The organism is Streptomyces sp. NPDC088194 (assembly GCF_040702025.1).
Classification (GTDB): domain Bacteria; phylum Actinomycetota; class Actinomycetes; order Streptomycetales; family Streptomycetaceae; genus Actinacidiphila.
This window is the reverse complement of the sequence record NZ_JBFBIV010000082.1, coordinates 1-18,946: the sequence shown is the minus strand read 5'-3', so window position 1 is coordinate 18,946 and position 18,946 is coordinate 1. Positions and strand designations below refer to the sequence as shown.

The 18,946-nt window shown below is 71.9% G+C and carries 21 protein-coding genes; 9 read left to right on the top strand and 12 right to left on the bottom strand.

Features of this window, described 5'->3' with window-relative positions:
- Positions 1–72 precede the first annotated feature (72 nt).
- The 3 genes from AB0399_RS32140 to AB0399_RS32130 form a co-directional block, all read right to left on the bottom strand.
- Complete coding sequence (locus tag AB0399_RS32140) at positions 73–588, bottom strand: gluconokinase (protein ID WP_329370883.1); 516 nt, start codon at positions 586–588, stop codon at positions 73–75.
- 134 nt (positions 589–722) lie between these two features.
- Positions 723–866 (bottom strand): hypothetical protein, encoded by a 144-nt coding sequence (locus AB0399_RS32135; protein WP_329370884.1) that lies wholly within the window; start codon positions 864–866, stop codon positions 723–725.
- On the bottom strand, positions 863–1,966 hold the full coding sequence (locus AB0399_RS32130; RefSeq protein ID WP_366413715.1) for a hypothetical protein: 1,104 nt from the start codon (positions 1,964–1,966) through the stop codon (positions 863–865). Before AB0399_RS32130 ends, AB0399_RS32135 begins: the two co-directional genes overlap by 4 nt.
- 29 nt (positions 1,967–1,995) lie before the next feature.
- On the opposite strand from AB0399_RS32130, the gene AB0399_RS32125 reads away from it, so the two are divergent.
- Positions 1,996–2,328 carry a hypothetical protein gene (locus tag AB0399_RS32125; protein WP_328462388.1) on the top strand — a complete coding sequence of 111 codons (333 nt, stop codon included), beginning with the start codon at positions 1,996–1,998 and terminating at the stop codon, positions 2,326–2,328.
- A 477-nt stretch (positions 2,329–2,805) separates the two neighbouring features.
- Positions 2,806–3,819 carry an ArsR family transcriptional regulator gene (locus tag AB0399_RS32120; protein WP_366413714.1) on the top strand — a complete coding sequence of 338 codons (1,014 nt, stop codon included), beginning with the start codon at positions 2,806–2,808 and terminating at the stop codon, positions 3,817–3,819.
- A gap of 79 nt (positions 3,820–3,898) precedes the next feature.
- Here the strand turns inward: AB0399_RS32120 and AB0399_RS32115 are convergent, their stop codons facing one another.
- Together AB0399_RS32115 and AB0399_RS32110 are read right to left on the bottom strand one after the other, a co-directional pair.
- Complete coding sequence (locus tag AB0399_RS32115; RefSeq protein WP_366413713.1) at positions 3,899–4,474, bottom strand: NUDIX domain-containing protein; 576 nt, start codon at positions 4,472–4,474, stop codon at positions 3,899–3,901.
- Positions 4,471–5,424 carry a LysR family transcriptional regulator gene (locus tag AB0399_RS32110; RefSeq protein ID WP_366413730.1) on the bottom strand — a complete coding sequence of 318 codons (954 nt, stop codon included), beginning with the start codon at positions 5,422–5,424 and terminating at the stop codon, positions 4,471–4,473. The genes AB0399_RS32115 and AB0399_RS32110 overlap by 4 nt, the downstream gene beginning before the upstream one ends.
- A 119-nt stretch (positions 5,425–5,543) precedes the next feature.
- On the opposite strand from AB0399_RS32110, the gene AB0399_RS32105 reads away from it, so the two are divergent.
- The 3 genes from AB0399_RS32105 to AB0399_RS32095 are packed head-to-tail and all read left to right on the top strand — an operon-like array spanning position 5,544 to position 9,576.
- Positions 5,544–6,629 (top strand): NADP-dependent oxidoreductase, encoded by a 1,086-nt coding sequence (locus AB0399_RS32105; protein WP_366413712.1) that lies wholly within the window; start codon positions 5,544–5,546, stop codon positions 6,627–6,629.
- Positions 6,630–6,665: 36 nt separating this feature from the next.
- Positions 6,666–8,603, top strand: coding sequence for an acyclic terpene utilization AtuA family protein (locus tag AB0399_RS32100; RefSeq protein WP_366413729.1), 1,938 nt, complete (start codon positions 6,666–6,668; stop codon positions 8,601–8,603).
- 7 nt (positions 8,604–8,610) lie between these two features.
- Positions 8,611–9,576 carry a pirin family protein gene (locus AB0399_RS32095; RefSeq protein ID WP_366413711.1) on the top strand — a complete coding sequence of 322 codons (966 nt, stop codon included), beginning with the start codon at positions 8,611–8,613 and terminating at the stop codon, positions 9,574–9,576.
- Between the two features lie 471 nt (positions 9,577–10,047).
- On the opposite strand, the gene AB0399_RS32090 is transcribed toward AB0399_RS32095, so the two are convergent.
- From AB0399_RS32090 to AB0399_RS32075, 4 genes are all read right to left on the bottom strand, one after another.
- The gene (locus AB0399_RS32090; protein WP_366413710.1) at positions 10,048–10,596 is read right to left on the bottom strand and encodes a Scr1 family TA system antitoxin-like transcriptional regulator; all 549 of its coding nucleotides are present in this window, start codon (positions 10,594–10,596) and stop codon (positions 10,048–10,050) included.
- A 23-nt stretch (positions 10,597–10,619) separates the two neighbouring features.
- The gene (locus tag AB0399_RS32085; RefSeq protein WP_366413709.1) at positions 10,620–11,135 is read right to left on the bottom strand and encodes a hypothetical protein; all 516 of its coding nucleotides are present in this window, start codon (positions 11,133–11,135) and stop codon (positions 10,620–10,622) included.
- Positions 11,132–11,632: a hypothetical protein gene (locus AB0399_RS32080; RefSeq protein WP_366413708.1), complete on the bottom strand. Its 501-nt coding sequence runs from the start codon at positions 11,630–11,632 to the stop codon at positions 11,132–11,134. The genes AB0399_RS32085 and AB0399_RS32080 overlap by 4 nt, the downstream gene beginning before the upstream one ends.
- Before the next feature lie 388 nt (positions 11,633–12,020).
- Positions 12,021–12,821 carry a TauD/TfdA family dioxygenase gene (locus AB0399_RS32075; protein ID WP_366413707.1) on the bottom strand — a complete coding sequence of 267 codons (801 nt, stop codon included), beginning with the start codon at positions 12,819–12,821 and terminating at the stop codon, positions 12,021–12,023.
- Between the two features lie 162 nt (positions 12,822–12,983).
- Between AB0399_RS32075 and AB0399_RS32070 the strand changes: the two genes are divergently transcribed.
- Positions 12,984–13,424 carry an NUDIX hydrolase gene (locus AB0399_RS32070; RefSeq protein WP_366413706.1) on the top strand — a complete coding sequence of 147 codons (441 nt, stop codon included), beginning with the start codon at positions 12,984–12,986 and terminating at the stop codon, positions 13,422–13,424.
- 93 nt (positions 13,425–13,517) lie between these two features.
- Complete coding sequence (locus AB0399_RS32065) at positions 13,518–14,588, top strand: helix-turn-helix transcriptional regulator (protein WP_366413705.1); 1,071 nt, start codon at positions 13,518–13,520, stop codon at positions 14,586–14,588.
- A 38-nt stretch (positions 14,589–14,626) separates the two neighbouring features.
- On the opposite strand, the gene AB0399_RS32060 is transcribed toward AB0399_RS32065, so the two are convergent.
- A complete protein-coding gene (locus tag AB0399_RS32060) occupies positions 14,627–15,031 on the bottom strand; it encodes an ATP-binding protein (protein ID WP_366413728.1) in 405 nt (134 codons plus the stop codon).
- Between the two features lie 433 nt (positions 15,032–15,464).
- Here AB0399_RS32060 and AB0399_RS32055 point away from each other — a divergent pair, with 433 nt between their 5' ends.
- Positions 15,465–16,295, top strand: coding sequence for a helix-turn-helix transcriptional regulator (locus AB0399_RS32055; RefSeq protein WP_366413704.1), 831 nt, complete (start codon positions 15,465–15,467; stop codon positions 16,293–16,295).
- Entirely contained in the window at positions 16,280–16,516 is a 237-nt protein-coding gene (locus tag AB0399_RS32050; RefSeq protein WP_366413727.1) for a DUF397 domain-containing protein, read from the top strand. Before AB0399_RS32055 ends, AB0399_RS32050 begins: the two co-directional genes overlap by 16 nt.
- Positions 16,517–16,649: 133 nt before the next feature.
- Here the strand turns inward: AB0399_RS32050 and AB0399_RS32045 are convergent, their stop codons facing one another.
- Together AB0399_RS32045 and AB0399_RS32040 are read right to left on the bottom strand one after the other, a co-directional pair.
- A complete protein-coding gene (locus AB0399_RS32045; RefSeq protein ID WP_366413726.1) occupies positions 16,650–17,147 on the bottom strand; it encodes a 2'-5' RNA ligase family protein in 498 nt (165 codons plus the stop codon).
- A gap of 31 nt (positions 17,148–17,178) precedes the next feature.
- The gene (locus AB0399_RS32040; RefSeq protein ID WP_366413703.1) at positions 17,179–18,156 is read right to left on the bottom strand and encodes a hypothetical protein; all 978 of its coding nucleotides are present in this window, start codon (positions 18,154–18,156) and stop codon (positions 17,179–17,181) included.
- Between the last annotated feature and the right edge of the window lie 790 nt (positions 18,157–18,946).

The window sequence follows — 18,946 nt, the reverse complement described above, 5'->3', positions numbered from 1 at the left end:
CCGCCTGATCGGACCGCTCCGGCCGGACCGCCTGACCGCGCCGCCTGATCGGACCGCTCCGGCCGGACCCGCTCAGCGGGCGAGCGACTCCAGGATCTGCCGCACCGTCGACTCCGCGTCCCCGTCGATCGATACGACCGCGCCCGCCTCGCCGGGCTCCAGCGGCTCCAGCGCCTCGAACTGGGACTCCAGCAGCCCGGCCGGCATGAAGTGGCCGGTGCGGGCGCCCAGTCGGGCCGCGACGAGTTCCGGCGCCCCGTCCAGGTGCGCGAAGAGCAGCCCGGGCGCCGCCGCCCGCAGCCGGTCCCGGTAGCGCCGCCGCAGCGCGGAACAGCTCACGACGCCGCCGCGCGGCCCGCGGTCGGCGAGCCACCGCGCGATCGTGTCCAGCCAGGGCGCGCGGTCGGCGTCGTCCAGGGGCCGGCCCGCCGCCATCTTCGCGATGTTCGCCGCCGGGTGGAAGTCGTCCGCCTCGGCGTACGGCACGCCCAGGCGTGCGGCCAGCATCCCGCCGATCGTCGTCTTGCCCGACCCGGACACCCCCATGACCACGATGAGCGGGAGCGTTGCGGCAGGTCGGGCTGTCATGGGCCCCACTGAACACGTATGCGGGGTGCGTCTTCAAGTGCGGGGTGGCCGGCACCGGTGAGATCGTCGTCATATCGGCGTGCGGGCGTGCACGCGGTCGGTCGGTCGGTGGGCGGGCTGCCCGCGGTGGAGACCTACTTGCGGCGGCGGGCCGCGAAGATCAGCGCCGTGATCGCGACCACCAGGATCACGGCCACCACGACGAGCACCACCACGTGCCCGCCGCCCCCGCCCCCGCTCTCCCGCGGCGCCACGTCGGCCAGGTTGATCGAGATCACTTCTCCCCCTCCGGGTTCCGGGGCGCGAGCCCCAGGATGAGCATGAGCAGCACCGGGAACTCCAGATACGCGTGGTAACTGGCGATCGCGGAGTAGAGCGAGGTGCCCTGGTCGTAGTCGCTGACGAAGAGGACGGCGAGCGCGGCGGTGCCGCCGATGCCCAGCGCCCAGGCCCAGCGCCCGGTGACCACCGGGACCCGCCGCTCGAAGGCGGCGGTCGCGTCGGGGGCGTAGCGGGGCATGAACCACACCCACACCAGGTAGTGCATCAGCGCCATGAACGCGAAGACCGTCACGAACCGCTGTCCGGCCTCGGTGTGCTGCCAGGCCGGCGGGGTGTACGACGACGACAGCCGCGCGGTCCACCCCGAACCCGCGCCCATCAGGCCGTCGAAGGCGCCTGACAGCACCAGCGCGGGGATCACCACGATCCAGCCGCACTGCACCGCGCGGAACAGCGTCCGGCCGCGCGGCAGGTCGCGCGACCACTCCCACAGGAAGACCAGCGGCACCACGTTGTGCAGGTGGGTCAGCACCACGAAGTGGTAGGCGGGGAAGGCGAGCGAGGTCGCGGCGGCGCCCGCGATCACCGGCAGGGCGGCGGCCAGCCGCAGGGGGCGCGAGCGCAGCGCGTACCAGCAGGCCACGGCGAGCAGCACGTAGGCGAGCAGGATCTCCGCGGCCCGGCTCGCGGTGGACGGCGGCAGCAGCCGGACCAGCACGATGCCGGTGATCAGCGCGCCGAGCAGCCGCAGGAACGGCCCGTGCAGCAGACCGTCGAACCGGCCTGCCATGTAACGGAGTTCGAGGACGTTGTGCAGGATGCCGAAGGTCGCGAGGCCCACCACGGCGGTGCCGGCCGGCAGCCGCAGCGCCAGGGCGAGCGTCACGCAGATCAGTACCGCGAAGCCGGCGATCGGCCGCAACCGGCCGGCCTGGCCGAGGCGTCCGCCGAACCCGACGACGGGCAGCCCGCGGCCACGGAGAACGGCGGCGCCGGCGCCTGTGCTGCCGCCGGTGCCGCCGCTCAGGCCGCCCGCGCCGAGCCCGATCCCCGTACCCGTCGCGGCGCCGGCGCCCGCCACCGATCGGCTCGCCATCGGTCCCCTCCCCGTGACACGATCCGGTCGTGTCCTACCCGTCGGCTCTCGCGCTGACCATGGCGGTCGAGGTGCCGGTGTACGTGGCCGCGATCACCACGGCGTCCCCCGCGCGGTACGGCCGTACGGCGGCCGTCGCCGTCATGGTCAACCTTGTGACGCACCCGGTGCTGTGGTGGTTCCTGTCCCGGGTGCCGGCGGGCGGCTACTGGCCGGCGTTCACCGTCGCGGAGGGCGTGGTGTGCCTGGTCGAGGGCGCGTTGGCGGCGTGGTGGCTGCGGCTGCGCGGACCGGTGCCGTACGCGGCGTCGGTCGCGGCGAACGCGGCGTCGGTGATCGCGGGGATGCTGCTGCTGACGTGAACGAGCGGGAACGGGTGGAGCCGGTGTGAACGGGCCTGCCGGTGCGGCCAGTTGAGGTGCGAACGGGTGGCGGCGGGGCGTGTGGTGCGGCGGTCCGGCACCCCCGTGTGCGCCGGACCGCCGGTCGAGGCGCCGTGCCGGCTGCCCCGTTCCCTTCCCGCGTCGCCAACGGCCTTACGCGGAAGCTGTGTTGCGCTGCTCGGCCCGGGACGGTCCCGGCCGTAGCGCCAGAGTGCCGACGGCCCTCGCGACGCCGAACGCACCGACCGACCACCACAGGGCGCCGGGACCGGCTGCCGCGTGGAGGGCGTCGGCGGGCCGGGGGGCTTGCCGTGGCGGAGCGGTCATGCGGGAATGGTGCGGTGGCCGGGCGGGTTGACGGCATTGATTCAGGCAGGGCTGAATCCGGGCCGGCGGAGCGCGCCGGCGGCGGGCGCGCGAGGCGAGCGGTGGGGCACCGCCGCAAGGGGGAAAGTCATGGCGGGAGCGGTCCGGTTCGCCTTCTCCGCGAGCGATGTCGCGCGGACCCGGTTCGCGCTGTCCCCGCTGTGGGAGGTCGTGGCGAGCGTGCGCACCTACCAACTGGCGGGTGGCCGGTCGGCCGTCGGCAGCGTGGCGGGCCGCCGATCGGTGCACCGGCGCTGGCTGGAGGCCGCGGTGCCGAAGGTCGCGGCGGCCGGGCTGGACCGCGGGCTGCTCTTCGACCTGGTGCCGGCCAACGGCTACACCCCCGACTTCATCACCCCGCCACCGCCCGCCGCCGGCGCCGACCTCGCCGCCGAACTGCGGATGGTCGCGGCCACGCCGGTCGCCGAGATCCACCGCGAGCTGCGGGCGTTCGGGCTGCGGACCGAGCGGATCGAGGCGATGTACGCCGACCCGGCCGCCGGGATCGCCCGGCTCGTGGCGGAGCTCGACGCGTACTGGACGGCGGCGCTCGCGCCGTGCTGGCCGCAGGTGCGGGCGGTGCTGGAGGCCGACGTCTTCCACCAGGCGCGCAGGCTGGCCGCGGACGGGGCCGGGGCCGTGCTCGGCGACCTGCACCCGCACGTGCGGTGGTCCGCGGGCACCCTGACCATCTCCGAGATGGCCTGTGGCGCGGGTCTGGACCTGGAGGGGCAGGGCCTGGTGCTGGTGCCGTCGGTGTTCACCCGGTCGGGGGTCACCACGTCGGCCGGGTCGCCGGCCGCCAAGCAGCTCTTCTACCCCAGCCGCGGGTGGGGCTCGGTCTGGTCGGCGGAGCGGCCCGCGGTGCCCGAGGCGGTCGCGGCGGTGCTCGGCCGGACCCGGGCGCTCCTGCTCGCGGAACTCGCGGTGCCCGCGTCGACCAGCGACCTCGCCGGGCGGACCGGGCTGTCCGCGGGCGGGGTCAACCAGCACCTGACGGCGCTGCGGGACGCGGGCATCGTCTCGGCGCACCGCTCGGGGCGGTCGGTGCTGTACATGCGGACGGCGGTGGCGGAGTCCCTTCTGGCGGCGGCGGTCGGCTGAGCGGACCCTCCGGGGTTCCTTGGGGGCGTGGCTCCGGCGCGAGCACGCGGCGAGCCGCCCGTCCCGCGGGGCGCCGTCCTCAGGTGCGCCGGCGCAGCAGCCGCCGGTACGCCTCCAGGCCGTCGGGGACGAACTCCCATTCGGCGAGCCGCCGTTGGAGCTCCTCCTCGGGAATGAAGTCGTGCCAGGCGACCTCTTCGGGCTGCGGGCGCACCGGGCCGTCGACCTGTACCTCGTAGACCGTGGACCACCAGCTTCCGGGGCCGGAGTCCCGCGTGTAGAGGAACTTGAAGAGGCGGGTGGGCTGCGGCAGCCCGGACACGCCCAGTTCCTCCTCGGCCTCGCGCAGCGCCGTCGCGTCGTAGGACTCGCCCGCGCCGACCACGCCGCCGACGAACATGTCGTACAGGGACGGGAAGACGAGCTTGCGGGCGGTGCGGCGGTGCACGAAGATCCGGCCCCGCGGGTCGCGGGCCAGGATGAACGCGCAGCGGTGCCGCAGCCCGCGGGCGTACGCCTCGCCGCGCGGGGAGGTGCCGACGACGTTGTCGTCCTCGTCGACGATGTCGATGACCTCGTGCACCGACAGCAGGCCGCCGTCGTCGTCGGGACCGGAGGGGCTGCCGGGGGCGGGGTTCGCGGGCGGTTGGCTCATGCCGTGATTGAACCACCGGCCGGCCAGGCCGCTCCGGTCGGCACCGCGGGCGACGTGGAGCGCAGTTCGCGGATCAGGGCGCGTACCGGGAGGGTGCGGGCCAGCTCCGGGGTGGTGGCGTAGCCGACCTGGCGGGTCGGGCGGCGCGGTCCGAGGTCGGTGACCGCTACGGTGTCCGGCGCGCCGACCAGGGCCAGCGCGGGCATGACCGCCATGCCCAGGCCGCGGGCCACCATCGAGAGCACCACGCTGTCGTCGCCCGCGTCCACCGTCGCCCGCGGTATCCAGTCCTGCTCCGACCACCAACGGCGGGTGTAGGAGGAGCAGTTCTCCGCCCAGTCGATCAGCGGCAGCCCGCGCGGGTCCGCGGCGCCCACCGGGTGCACCAGCGCGTACGGCTCGTCGAACAGCGCGGCCGCGACCAGCCCGGTGGTGTCGGTGGCGGCCGCGTCCAGCGTCGCGATGGCGAGGTCGGCCCGCCCGTCGGCGACCTCTCCCACGGTGCCGCGGCCGAGATCCGGCACGATCCGCACCTTGGGGACGAGGCCGGGATGGCGGGCCGTGAGCCGCGCGAGCGCCGCGGGCAGCACCTGTACGGCGGCGCTGCGGAACGCGGCGATCCGCAACGGGCCGGTCACCTCACCCGTTTCCGCGCCCCGCGCCTCGTCGCCCAGCGACTCCAGCAGCCGCAGGATACGGCGGGCCTGCGCCGCGGCCGCCTCGCCCGCCGCGGTCGGACGGGCGCCGTGCCGGCCGCGGTCGAAGAGCACCACGCCGGTCTTCCGCTCGCACGACCGGACGGCGTGCGACACCGCTGACTGGGTCATGTCCAGGCGGCGGGCGGCGGCGGTGAAGCTGCCGTCGCGCGCCACCGCCACCAGGACGCGCAGTTCGGGGACGGCGAGCAGGCGCGGGTCGGGCGAGGGGGAGGCGGCGGATACGGCGGACACGGTCACACCCGGCAGCGTACGTCGGGCACCCGCCTTCCATGAACACCGCTCATGGAAGCCCGCCATCCATCGACGGCGCCGTCTGCCGGTGCCTGCCGCGCCCGCCTAGCGTCACCCGCATGACCGCACCGCAGACCGGCCCCAGCCGTACGACCACGGCCCCCGCCTCCTCCGCCCCGGCCGCCGCCTCCTCCGCCCGCCTCGCCACCACCGTCCACCAGGTCGCCCGCCCCACCGGGATGCCGACGCCCGCCGACTTCGCGTACGTCGAGCACCCCGTGCCGACCGCCGAGCCCGGCACCGCACTGGTCGAGAACATCCTCCTGTCCGTCGACCCGTACATGCGCGAGTCGATGGAGGAGGGCGGATGGCAGCTCGGGGCGCCGCTCGAAGGCCGCTCCGTCGGCCGGGTGCTGCACTCCCGCACGCCCGGCCTCGCCCCGGGCGATCTCGTCTTCCACCGGGCCGGCTGGCGGACCCACGCCGTGCTCACCGCCGACGAGGTGCGGGTGCTGCCGCGGGTCGACGGGGTGCCGCCGCGTGCCTGGTTGAGCGTGCTCGGCGGAACCGGCCTGACCGCGTACACCGGCCTGACCCGTGCTTCCCGACTCCAGCCCGGGGAGCGGGTGTTCGTGTCGGCCGCGGCCGGGGGAGTGGGCACCGCGGTCGGCCGATTCGCCCGGTTGATGGGCGCCTCGGCCGTCTACGGCAGCGCCGGCTCCGCCGCGAAGGTCGACCACCTGGTCCGGAACCTGGGCTTCGACGGTGCCTTCGACTACCACGACGGCCCGTTCGCCCAGCAGTTGGCGCGGATCGCGCCCGAGGGAATCGACGTCGGCTTCGAGAACGTCGGCGGCTCCCAGTTGGAGGGGCTCATCGCCAACATGCGCGAGCACGGCCGGATCGCGTGGTGCGGCAGCATCGCCCAGTACAACCACCCCGACAGCCCGCCCGCCGCTCCCCGCAACCTGTACGACCTCGTGCACAAGGCGGTCCGGCTCGAAGGGTTCCTCGTCCGGCACCACCGCGCGCTCCAGGGCGAGTTGGAGGAATTCCTGGTGCCGCACCTGCGTTCGGGTGCCGTCGTGCCGGACGACACCGTCGTCGAGGGCGTCCGCGGCACCGTGGACGCCTTCATCGGGGTCTTGCGCGGCGCCAACACCGGCAAGATGATCGTCCAGGTCGGTGACCCGGAAGCGAAGTGACGGGAGAGTACGGTGACCAGTGCGGCGAACGGTCCGGTGGGCACGACCGCTCCGGGTGAGGCGTCGACGGGCGGCCGCGGCCGGACCGCGCCGCTGCGGATCGCCAACTGCTCCGGCTACTACGGCGATCGGCTCGCCGCCGCCCGCGAGATGGTCGAAGGCGGCCCGATCGACGTACTGACCGGCGACTACCTCGCCGAACTCACCATGCTGCTGCTGTGGAAGGCCCGGCAGCGCGACCCCGACGGCGGCTACGCGGTCTCCTTCCTCGCCCAGATGCGCGACGTGCTGGGCACCTGCCTGGAGCGCGGCATCAAGGTCGTGGTCAACGCCGGCGGCCTCAACCCCGCCGGGCTCGCCGCCAAACTCCGCGAACTGGCCGCGGCCGCGGGGCTGCGGCCCTCCGTCGCCCATGTCGAGGGCGACGACCTGCTCGGCCGGCTGCCCGAACTCCAGTCCCGCGGGCACGAGTTCGCCCATCTCGCCACCGGCCGCCCGCTGGCCTCCGCCGGTGTCGAGCCGGTCACCGCCAACGCCTACCTCGGCGGCTGGGGCATCACCCAGGCGCTGCGCTCCGGCGCCGACGTGGTGGTCTGCGGCCGCGTCACCGACGCCTCCCTCGTGGTCGGGCCCGCCGCGTGGGCGTTCGACTGGGCCGCCGACGACTGGGACGCGCTGGCCGGCGCGGTCACCGCGGGCCACATCATCGAGTGCGGCACCCAGGCCACCGGCGGCAACTACTCCTTCTTCACCGAGATCCCCGACCCGGTCCACCCCGGCTTCCCGATCGCCGAGGTCCACCCGGACGGCTCCAGCGTCATCACCAAGCACCCCGGCACCGGCGGCGCCGTCACCGTGGGCACCGTCACCGCCCAACTCCTGTACGAGACAGGCCATCCCGCCTACCTCAACGCCGACGTGGTGGCCCGCTTCGACACCGTACGGCTCACCCAGCAGGGCACCGACCGGGTCGCGGTCGGCCCGGTGACCGGGGAGCCCGCGCCCGACACCCTCAAGGTCTGCGTCAACCACGTCGGCGGCCACCGCAACTCCGCGGTCTTCGTGCTCACCGGCCTCGACCTCGACGCCAAGGCCGACTTCGCCGAGGCCGCGCTGCGCGACGCCACCGGTGGCCCGGCCGCGTTCGCCGGGTACGACCTGCGACGCGAGCACGGCCACGAGGTAGACCGGCTCACCCTCACGGTCAAGGACCCCGACCCCGGCAAGGTCGGCCGCGGCTTCTTCTCGGCTGTGGCCGGCACCACGCTGGCCGGCTACCCCGGCCTGTACCTGGAGCACGCCACGGCCCGGCCCACCGAGTACGGCGTGTACTGGCCCGCGCTGATCCCGGCGCGGGAGGTGCGGGCGGTCACGGTGCTCGCCGACGGCACCCGGCTGCCCGTGCCGGCGGCTCCGCTGCGCGGGGACCCGTCCGGGGGCCGTACGGATGAGGGCACGCCGGGCACGCCGGGCGGGGTCTCCGCGGGCCGCGTCTCGCCCGGTCTGCGCCCCGACGCCGTCCCCCCGCCGCCGTCGCCGGTCGCGGGCCCGCAGCGGCCCGAGCGCGCGGAGCCGTACGGCGGACGGCCCGGCGCGGCGCACGGCAGGACCGTACGGCTGCCGCTCGGCACGCTCATCGGGGCGCGGTCGGGGGACAAGGGCGGGGACGCCAACGTCGGACTGTGGGCCCGCGACGACGACGCGTACGCCTGGCTGCGCGCGTACCTCGACGTGCCCCGGCTGCGCGCGCTGCTGCCCGAGGCCGCCCGGCTGCCGGTCAGCCGCTACGAACTGCCCCACCTGCGGGCCCTGAACTTCGTCGTGCACGACCTGCTCGGCGACGGCGTGGCCGCGTCCACCCGCGCCGACCCCCAGGCGAAGGCACTCGGCGAGCGGCTGCGCGGCCGCTTGGCGGACATACCGGAGCGGCTGGTGGAGCCGCCTCGGCCGCCGCGGGCACGTCCGGGGGCATGATCGGGCCATGAGCAATCTCGATGTGAAACCGTCCGCCAGCGTCTGCGGCGGCCGTGAGGACGTCTCCGCCGCTCCGGTCCACGAACTGCTCACCGGCCGCACCGTGCCGCTCGGCGAGAGCACGCAGGTACGCCGGTTGCTGCCCAACCTCGGCCGCCGGATGATCGGCGCCTGGTGCTTCGTCGACCACTACGGTCCCGACGACATCGCCCGTGAACCGGGAATGCAAGTGCCGCCGCACCCGCACATGGGGCTCCAGACCGTGAGCTGGCTGCACGACGGGGAGGTGCTGCACCGCGACAGCCTCGGCAGCAAGCAGACCGTACGGCCCAGGGAGTTGGGTCTGATGACCTCGGGGCGGGGCATCTCGCACTCCGAGGAATCCCCCCGCGACCACGCCCGCTACCTGCACGGCGCCCAACTGTGGGTCGCGCTCCCCGACTCCCGCCGGCACATCGCGCCCGCCTTCGAGCACCACACCGAACTCCCCGAGGTCACCGCGCACGGCCTGCACGCCACCGTCATCCTCGGCGAACTCGACGGCGCGGCCTCGCCCGGCACCATCCACAGCCCGCTGGTCGGCGCCGACCTCACCCTCGCCGAGGGCACCGCCGCGCGCCTGCCGCTGCAGCCCGACTTCGAGTACGCCGCCCTCGCGATGTCCGGCCAGGCCGACGTCGACGGGGTCCGCCTCACCCCCGGGTCGCTCCTCTACCTGGGCGCCGGCCGCCGGGACCTCCCCCTCCTCGCCGACACCTCCGCGTCCCTCATGCTCCTGGGCGGCGAGCCCTTCGCCGAGAAGATCGTCATGTTCTGGAACTTCGTCGGGCGCACCACCGAGGATATCGCGCAGGCCCGCGAGGACTGGCACACCGGCGACCGCTTCGGCGAGGTCCACGGCTACGACGGGGACCGCCTGCTCTCCCCGGACCTCCCGCCAACTCCCTTGAAGGCGCGCGGGCGTGAGCGTTGACCTGTTGTTTCCGTGACGCTCCCGACCCGTCCGGCGCCTCCCTGTCGAGCGGGTCGGGGGTCGGCTCGCGTCCGCCGACGGGCTTGGGCTCGCCAGGCTCGGAATGCCCGCGCGTCGCTTCGCGGGATTCCTATGTGCGTACGAGTGCGACAGGGTGCGCCAGGACCGATGCTGACCCAATGCTGACTTTACTGACGGGAAGTCATCTTTGCTGGCTGTCAAGGCTGATGCCGGAGCGACTGGGGTCGTCCTGGACCCCACTGGGGAGATGGCCGGTGGTGTGGATTCCCTCGGTCGGGAGATTGTCAAGGCGCGTGCCGTGGGCTGCGGGCCGCCCGGGGGCTCGGTGGGGTTCGTGCGCTCGGGATCAGGGTCGGGTTTGAGGGGCATGTAGGCGAGCGTGATCGTGTCGGCAAGGCTCACGTGCTGGCGCCCTTTCGAGTAATGGCCGGGTGCTGTTGACAGTCGGTATCAGCAGGTGGCGCAGGGTACGGGTGTGGCGGGTGTGGGCGTGTCTGGGCGGAGGGTGCGGGCGGCGCGGTGGAGGACGACCGCGTCGAGGATGGCGCGGTAGTGGACCGGTGTGGACCCGGTGTTCGTCAGGCGGGTTTGCCTTCGTCGGAGTACTGCGAGTCGGGCGGCAAGTGCTTCGGGCCGTTGGGGGCCGGCGGCGGTGAGCTGCTCTTCGGTGTAGGCAGGGGTTTGGAGCAGGTCGGGCACGGTGCTGAGGGCGTATTCCTGGATGCTGGTCGCGGTGCCCTCCAGGGTGGCGATGCCGCCGGCCGCGAGGTGCTTGGCTTCGCGTTTGGCCAGGTGCCACAGCCGGACCAGAAGGCCATCGGTGTCGTAGAAGCGGTCCAGGGCTTCGGCGACCTCAAGGGTGCCGAGCCGGTCTCCGGTCTCCAACCGGTGCAGGTACGACTGCTCGTAGTGGCATTGGTCGGACAGTTCGACGAGGGTGAGCCCGGCCTTCGAGCGCAGCGCGGCGAGTTGGTCGGCGTACAGGACACGAGCGGTCATCTCACCGTTGGTCATGCGCGTTCTCACGAGCGGGCACCAGCGGTGTGGGGGTGGTGGGTGGTCCAGTCGGTGCGGGCGTCGATCAGGGTGGGGATGGTGTCGTGGTCGAGGCGGTCGGCGAGGGTGCGCAGTCCGTTGGCGAGTTGGGCGAGTTCGTGGGGGTCGAGGTCGGTGAGCCAGTACTCGCCGGCGAGGTGGAGGTTCGCCACGGGGATGCGGGTGTCGGGGGCGGTTGCGTAGGGGTTGCAGTCGATGCTGCCGTGCAGGATCTCCACGGGCGTCGGCTGACCGTCGGGGTTGGCCGGTGAGTAGAGGGGCAGGACGTGCCCGGGGAACTGCCGGGAGTGGTTGATGTCGGCCAGGCAGGCGCTCAACTCCTTGGGCGGAAGCCCGTGTTCGCTGGGGTCGGCGGTGGCCCAGGCGGGCAGGTGGCCGGTGATCGTCTCGCCGGTGGTCGTGGTGATGACCCAACGTCGCGCGGGCGCGGGCGCGGGCGGGAGCGGGGGTAAGGCGGAGGGTGAGGTGGCCGCGGGGTTCATGGTGCGGGGTTCCTGTTCGTGGTCGGGCGGTGGAATCGGGTGGTGGCGGGCAGCAGCCGGCCATCGGGCAGGCGGGGTCGGCCGGGCGGCTGCGGGGGCGGTATCTGCGGGGCGAACCGGAGTTGGTGGGGTGGGTCGGTCAGGTCCCAGCTGTGGGCGCCGGGGTGCCCGGCGAACTCGCTGCACGCCTCGCCGTCGGATCGGGCGGGGCAGTCGGGGAACACGAGGGCCAGGCAGGGGTCCACGTCCTCGCGCCAGACCGCCCAGACCGTGCCGGCCTCGGGCCCACGCAGGTTCAGGAGGGCGCTGTGGTGCAGGGGGCCGCGGTGGAGTTGGAGCGTGCAGACCAGCACGGTGTACACGTCGTCCGCCGCGTACCTGTCCGTGTCCTGGGTGCTCGGGTCGGCGGCGGCGACGCCCAGTGCGGTGGTGACGAGTGGGGGTGGCACGAGGGTTCGCCGGCCGCAGATGAAGGGTTGCGGGCTGCGGCTGGGCATCGTGTTCGGCTCCTTCGGTGACGGCGTCGTGCGGGTGGCTGGGTCCCGCTCCGGCCACGGGTCGGGACCGTGAGTCGTTCACACCCCAGGGGAGTTGGGGGCTGCTTGACTCGGCGTGGCCGGAGCGGGGAAGGGGCCGCTCCAGCGGCGGCAGGGTTGCCCACAGCCGTGCGCACGGGGACGTGAGTGCGTATGGCGCGTTGGGTGACGCGTGGGCTTGCTGCTGGAGCGGGGTCTCGAGGCGCCTATGGGGGCGCCGCAACTTGTCAGGGCCAGGTGAGAGGCCGACCACTTCCCAGGGAGGGCGGTTCCAGGGGGAGGGAGTGGCGAGGCGTCCGTGCGGTTCTCGTTGCTGTGCCGGACCCGGACCGTCGCTTTGGCTGATGGGTCATCTGGTCAACTCCGAAAGCGGCGGCAACTGCACCTGGGGCGTGTTGATCGGGAATCCCTCGGGCATCGCAAGGAGCGGTATGCCCAGGGCGCGGTACAGCAGACGGGGCCCCGTGAAGGCGGTCCGCGCGTGCAGCCAGCGGTGGTTGTCGAGCAGGTAGGCGTCGCCGGTGTCGAGGCGGAGCACCTGGCGGTGACGTGAGATTGCTGCGGTGAGGGCGGGTATGAAACGCCGGGCGAGGGGGTTCCACCGCACGAGGTCGTCCAGTCGCAGCCGGATGGAGATCCGACCACTCGGGTGGTGCAGGAAGACGGGGGAGAAGGTGCCGTTCTGGCCGCCGAAGAGCCCTGCTTGGTCGTCTGAGAGCGCCTCTGCGGCATCGGGATCGTGCCGCGCGAGGTCGGTGTAGACGTCGTGGCCGTCGATCAGGACGCATTCGCCTCCCGAGGCCGCCGGCCGGGCGCACGTCAGCAGCATCAGCCGGGGCGGCGCCGGAGCCCCGGACCGTTCGGTGTGCGGGGCCAACTCCACGTTGGTCAGTCCGGCGAACCCGGACCGGGCAGTGTGGTGGCCCGTGTCCTGGACGACGGTGAGTCCGTCGGGTTCGCTGTCACGGTGAGGGACGATGCGCATGAGAGCAGAGGCGAGGGTGACGACCGCCGCCCGGGACTGCAGTCCGTCCAGGGTTACGAGGCCGACGTCGCGCAGTTGCGAAGTGAAGGCGGCCGGCGCGGTGGGTCCTTGTGAGTCGAAGTAGTGCGTGGCGAAAGGGCCGGTGGACGCGTCGGTATCGGACATCGTCGAACTCCTTGGCCGGGGCGGAACGGTGACTTCACTGTCGGCACGGGGCTTCGTCGGGGTAAAGCGACAGATTGTCGACTCCGAGCCAGTAGTCGGCCGACCGCGGCCGGGCAGACCGCGTGCTACGGTCCGAAGCCTCGCGGCTACGGAAGGAGCGCGATGTCGTCGTACAAGCCGCCGCTGTGGCCGGTGTCGGTGAAGGCGGTGGTTCTCGACGACCGGGGCCGCGTCCTGCTGTTGCACAACGAGCGCGACGAGTGGGAACTGCCGGGTGGCCGACTGGAGATCGTCGACCAGGAGGCTGGTGAGGCGGCCGACTCGACGCCGCAGGACGCGGTCGCGCGGGAGGTCTGGGAGGAGACCGGCTGGCAGGTCGAGGTCGGCCCCCTGATCGACGACGGCGTCTGGATCTACGAGCCGATTCCGGGGCGCCGCGTGCTGATCGTCACGTACGGTGCGGTGGCCCTGGACCCACGGGTGGAACCGGTGGCCAGCCACGAGCACAAGCAGGTCGGCCTGTTCACCAGGGACGAGGTGGCCGGCCTCCACATGCCTTCGGGCTACAAGGCATCGATCCGCGCCTGGTACGACCGGGTGTGACCCGTGATGGCCGAGGGCTTCGGACTCCGCGCGCCGGCACGGCAGTGGCGCTGGGCCACGCCTGCGGCCCAAACAGTCCTTGAGACACGCGACTTGGGCGCCATTCTGCGCTTCTACCGGGCTGCCAACGGCCTCAACCAGACCCGGTTGGGCATGCTGCTCGGGTACGACAAGACGTACGTCAGCCTGTTGGAGACCGGCAGGCGAAGCCTGACCGACCTCGGCTCGATCGAGCGGATCTGCGAGCGCCTGGGGCTGCCACCCCATGTCCTGGGTATCACGACAGCGGCCGACACGGACCACCAATTGGTGCTCCAACTCGGCGAATCCACCGTCCGGCTCGCCGAGGTCGCGCGCCAGTCCGGCCAGGCAGACGTCGCGGTGGCCGAACTGTGGCCGATGGTCGCGCGCATGGAAGCCCGCGTCGCCGACGGACACGCGGAGCGGGCGCTCCTGCACCTGCTGGCCCGCGCCCGGGTCGGCCTCGGCGTCGCCTTGGGTAATGTGCTGCCCGAAGAACGCCTCGGCACCGCGGCGTACTGGACCGCGAAGTCGCTGGAGATCACCAGGTTCATCGACGACCCGCAGACCACCTCCTACGCGCTGCGCATGCACGGCAACGAACTGCGCAAGGCGGGGCTTCGCGGAGCCGCGGTCGAACGCCTCCTCCAAGCAGCCGCGTTGGCACCCGACCGTGATGCACGGACTGCCGTGCTTCCCCTGCTGGCCCGTGCCGCAGGCGCGTTGGGCGACTCCGAGCTGTTCGACCGCGTGATCCGGGAGGCCGACTCCGCACTGGGGCAGGTGACGCACACCAGCCTCTTCAATCCGTACTCGCTGCACGAGGTGCGGTTGCGGGGCCTGGTGGCGACCGGCCGAACCGGCGCGGCCATAGGACTGGCGGGCGATGCTCCGAGGCCGACCACGACGGTGGCGCCGCAATGGCACGTGATCGCAATGATCACCACCGCACAAGTTCGCCTGAGTGCAGCCGATCGCCAGGGCGCCTTCGAGGCACTGGTTGGGGCCACCCATGAAGCCATCACGCAGCGACTGCCACACCAACTCCAGCGCGTCATGAGAACGGCCGAGCGCCAACTGCCCGACGTATACGCCGCGGCACGGCAGGCCCTTGACGAACTGCGCAGCGAGATAGCCGCCTAGCGTCCCCTGTGACCGGTTCAGCCTGTCGTGCAGACGTGTCATGACGCTTCACCGGCCGGCGCGGAGAGCATGCACCACACCGACTCGCCGGCCTCGCCCACGCCCCAAGCATCGGCGAGCGTCGAGACGATCAGCAATCCTCGCCCGCGCTCGTCTTCGGCATCACCCCGCCGCACACGCGGGCGGCACCGCGTGCGCTGGCTCACTTCGACGCGGACCGAACCGCCGGCATTGTGAGTGAGGCAGAGGCCGGTGCAACCACCGCCGTGTTGCAGTGCATTCGTCACCAACTCGCTGATCACGAGGACGATGTCGTCGCTGAGCGCTTCCAGCCCCCACCAGTCCAACGCGGCGCAGGCGAGGCGGCGCATCGCACTCGGCTGGAGTGCGTCGGTCTCCGTGGTGACCGATCCGCTGCGAGGCGCGGCTCGCTCAAGAGCCATCACGGGTGCATCCGATGTACTCGCGACGCTTCCCGCAGCGACTCGGAAAGAGCCGAGGCAAACTTCGTAGCTCTGAGCGGCGCCGGCCATGGCTGTGCCCTTCGCAGCGTGGACAGGTGGGGAGCCGTCAGGTCATCCGTTCAGCGTCGGCGACGCCGTACTTCGGAACCCTTCGGCTCAACCAGGTTGATGCATGGCAGAGTTGACGTGCAACTGCTCGTGCAATTCAGACGGACATTGGTATATGCAGTTGCACGGGCTCTCGAAATCCAAGGAGAGCTCGAGGTGGACCACCCGCCGCCCGGGTACGGTGAGACCGGACTCGACGGCGACCAGACTGGACTCGGGCGCCGCAGCGCCCGGCTCGGAGGAGGGACGACGTAACGTGGCAGCGCCGAAAGGACCCACGAGTCGCCGAGTACACCTCGGCAAGGTGCTGGAGAAGATGAGGGAGGACCGCGGCCTCAGTACGGCCGAGGTCGCTTCCGCGCTCGGGTTCTCGAAGGAGAAGCTGTGGCGCGTCGAGAGCGGTCGGACCAGCCTGCCGAACCCGAAAGACCTCACCTCCCTGCTGGAGTACTACCACCAGGACGACGAGACGATCGACAGCCTGCTGACGATCCATCGCGAGTCACTGCAAGCAGGGTGGTGGGTCCCCTACAACCCCCACTTCCAAAAGGGCATGCGCGACTACGTCGGCATGGAGACCGACGCGCTCGCCATCAGCGCGTGGCAGCCCAACTTGGTCTTCGGCCCGCTTCAGACGGAGGAGTACGCCCGCGCCCTGCTCCAGAGCGCCAAGGCGACGGACGAGATCACCACCGAGTTCATCGACTCCAACGTCGAACTGAGGATGCTCCGGAAACGGGTCATCACCGAAGACGAACCCAGGCCCCTGTGGGTCATCATGGCCGAGGACGCACTCCGGGCCACCATCGGCGGCCCAGAGGTGATGACACGGCAGTACGAGGAGATCGCGCGACTCAGCAGCCTCGACCACGTCACTGTTCAGGTGTTGCCTTCCTCCTCAGCGGGATACCGCGCGAGCCAGAACTTCGCCCTGCTCGACCTCGAAGAGCCGTTGGGGCGCATGGTCCAGGCCGACCATGTCAACGGCCAAGCCTGGGTGACCGACAAGAAGCCCGACGTGGGACGGTTCTCCCGCAGGTTCGAAGCACTGCGGGCCTCGGCGCTCGCACCCCACGAGACGCCGCAGTTCCTGGAAGCACTACAGCGAAGGACAGGACCATCAACACTCCACTGAAGTCCACCGACATAGCTCCCGAGACCTCCTGGTACAAGTCCTCCTACAGCGGAGCCGAGGGCAACTCGTGCGTGGAGATCGCCGCCCTTACGCAGAACGTCGGCATCCGTGACTCCAAGGACAAGCAGGGGCCGGCACTGCTCGTGACGCCGAGCGCCTGGTCGTCCTTCCTCGACCTCGTCCGCTCCGGTGCCGCCGACTTCGACATCGTCCAGCCGTAGCGGGTGGCGGGTCGCAGGCCTCCTGCGACCCGCCGCTCCCACACCGTACGCAGCTCTTGACCACGGCCAGCTGCCTCGCGCCGGCGGCAGAGTTGGCCGTGGCCGAGCCGGACTGGAAGGAGCCGTGCTCCCGCTACTGCCGGCGGGTGGGCGACAGGGTCGGCAGGGGCGCGCTGTGCAGGACGCGCCACCGGTACGTGCGTCCGTCGCGGCGTAGTTCGACCAGGTCGACTTCCCTGACCGGGAGCGTGACGGCGGGACGGTTCCTCAGAAGGGCCACGGCGTCGATCACGGGTGCGGCGTGCCGGTCCCGGTTGTTGTAGAGAATCCCGAGGTGCGGGCGGAAGAGGCTGCTGGGTTTTCCTCCTGGAACGCCGGTGCGTTGTCCCGCGCGGTGCAGGGCGGCATGCAGCTTCACCAGCGGTGTCCAGGGCGTGATGCTGAACCGGATTGCTTCCGTGGAGCCGGTCATGGGCTCGGCGAGGGAGTTTACGTTGCCGGGTGCGACGTCTGCGCAGTCGCCGAGGCGAGTTCGATGAGCCGCTAGCCCTCCATGTGTCTCGGGCCCCGCGGTGGAGAGTGATGGCTGTTGCTGCGGGGCCGGAGGCGGCTCGCGGGAAGGCGGCCGAATCCGTTCCTTGGCCTCGGGCCGCGGGAGGAGCTCAGAATTCGGTGTCCGGACGGGTGCCGGTGCGGGTTCCGCGGTGAGTCAGGGCAACGGCGATACCGGTGCGACCGGGCGGTACTCGCGAACCGTGCCGATCGATGACCTCGCCGGCCTGGAAGACCACCAGGTGGGCGGTCCGCCCCTTGCTGGCGATTCCTCCAACGCTGGCGAGACGATAACCATGTCGGGTGGCGCGGGTGGCAAGACGCCTCAAGGCATCTTCGGAGCTGCCGCGGCGAATCGTCAGAACGGACAACTCGCAGGGCCCCACGGCCGCTTCTCCGCCGATCCGGCGGACCTCCACGACTTTCCCGCGGTAGGCGCCCAACAAGTGACCGCGCCACACGAGTGCGACGGCCACTGCGCGGTCCTGCCACCACCCTCCCCAGTAGCGCTTCCACGTCGGCACCGGCGTGACCTTCAAGTGGTGTTCGGCCATCCGACGCAGGGTGCCGCTGTTGGGATGACCGATGCTGCGACCGTTCTCGACCACCGTGAAGCGGGGGCTGAGGTGTACCTGGAGGACCGAGGCCGAACTCGGCACTGTCACACCGTCGACCTCGTCCCCACTTCCAGCTATCCGGTATTCGAGGCTGGGCAGGGAATGGCAGACCTCGAACCGGCGCCAGCCGCTGTCTCCCCGAGCGCTGTCGATGAGACGACGCTCCGGGGGCTCAGGTGTATAACCCAGCGCGGCCGCTCGCCGCCGGAACTCCCCGGCGACCTCCTCAGGTGAGCCGCTGCGCAACACCGAGCATCGCTGCACCCAAGGACCGTCCAGACCGCCGTTGGTCAGCCGATCCTCGAGCACGTAGCCGTCCCGCGCCCCGAGCGCGTCAACGACCGCCGACAGCACCGGCTGGATAGCAGCCCGCAGGCTACCGATGGGGAACACCCCCCGGAACAGCCGTCCCACCCAAGGCAGGTCGAAAACACGCCGACGACGCCGCTTCCACACCGGTAACCCACCCATGCCACGCAGTGTACGAAGGAGTGATGATCCCCCCTCGATGCACCAGGCAGGCAAGCACAGTTCAGCTTCAGCGGCACCGCCGGCCAGACCATAGCGATCACCGGCAAGGTCCCTGTCGCCTACGCGACCGGCAAGTTGGTCAGCCCCAGCGGAAAGACCGTTGCCACAGGAGTCACGGCCATCAATCCCGACTGGCAAGTCCTGATCGCTCCGGTCGTTCTCCCGGAGACGGGCACCGCACCTACATCTACACCTTCGCACCCGACGCAGGAAGCGTCGGCCCAGTCGCAATACAAGTCAGCGCACAGCTTGTTGCCACTCACACCTAAAGTGATCAAGCGGGAGGCGGGGTGACGGGGCGGGAGGGCGGTCCCGTCGGGCGCCTGGTACTGCCACGCCGGACTCCCACTGCTCGCCGGGCCGTCGGTACCGGGGGTGCTTCCGGAGTGCCCGGGGTTCTCGGCGTCGGCCGTACTCCCGGGGCCCGCACGCGACCGCCGGCTCCCTCCGAGCCACCCCGCCCCGGCCTCCGCTCAAGATCTGTAATCAGATAACTGCACTGAGAAGTGCGACTGAGCGAAGACCGCTCGGAGGCCCCTTCAGGAGATCAGCCGGATCGGTCGCGCCGGTCGGTGTGGAACACGCTGGCTACGACTCGCTGGGGTCCTGGACAACGGCTTGGAGTACGGCCGCCGCGCCCGCTGGGAGGACCACGAGTACGCCGGCTGGGCCTGCGCGGACACCCTCCAGATCCGCTTCCGCCACGACGGGGTGCTGCACTGGACCTGGC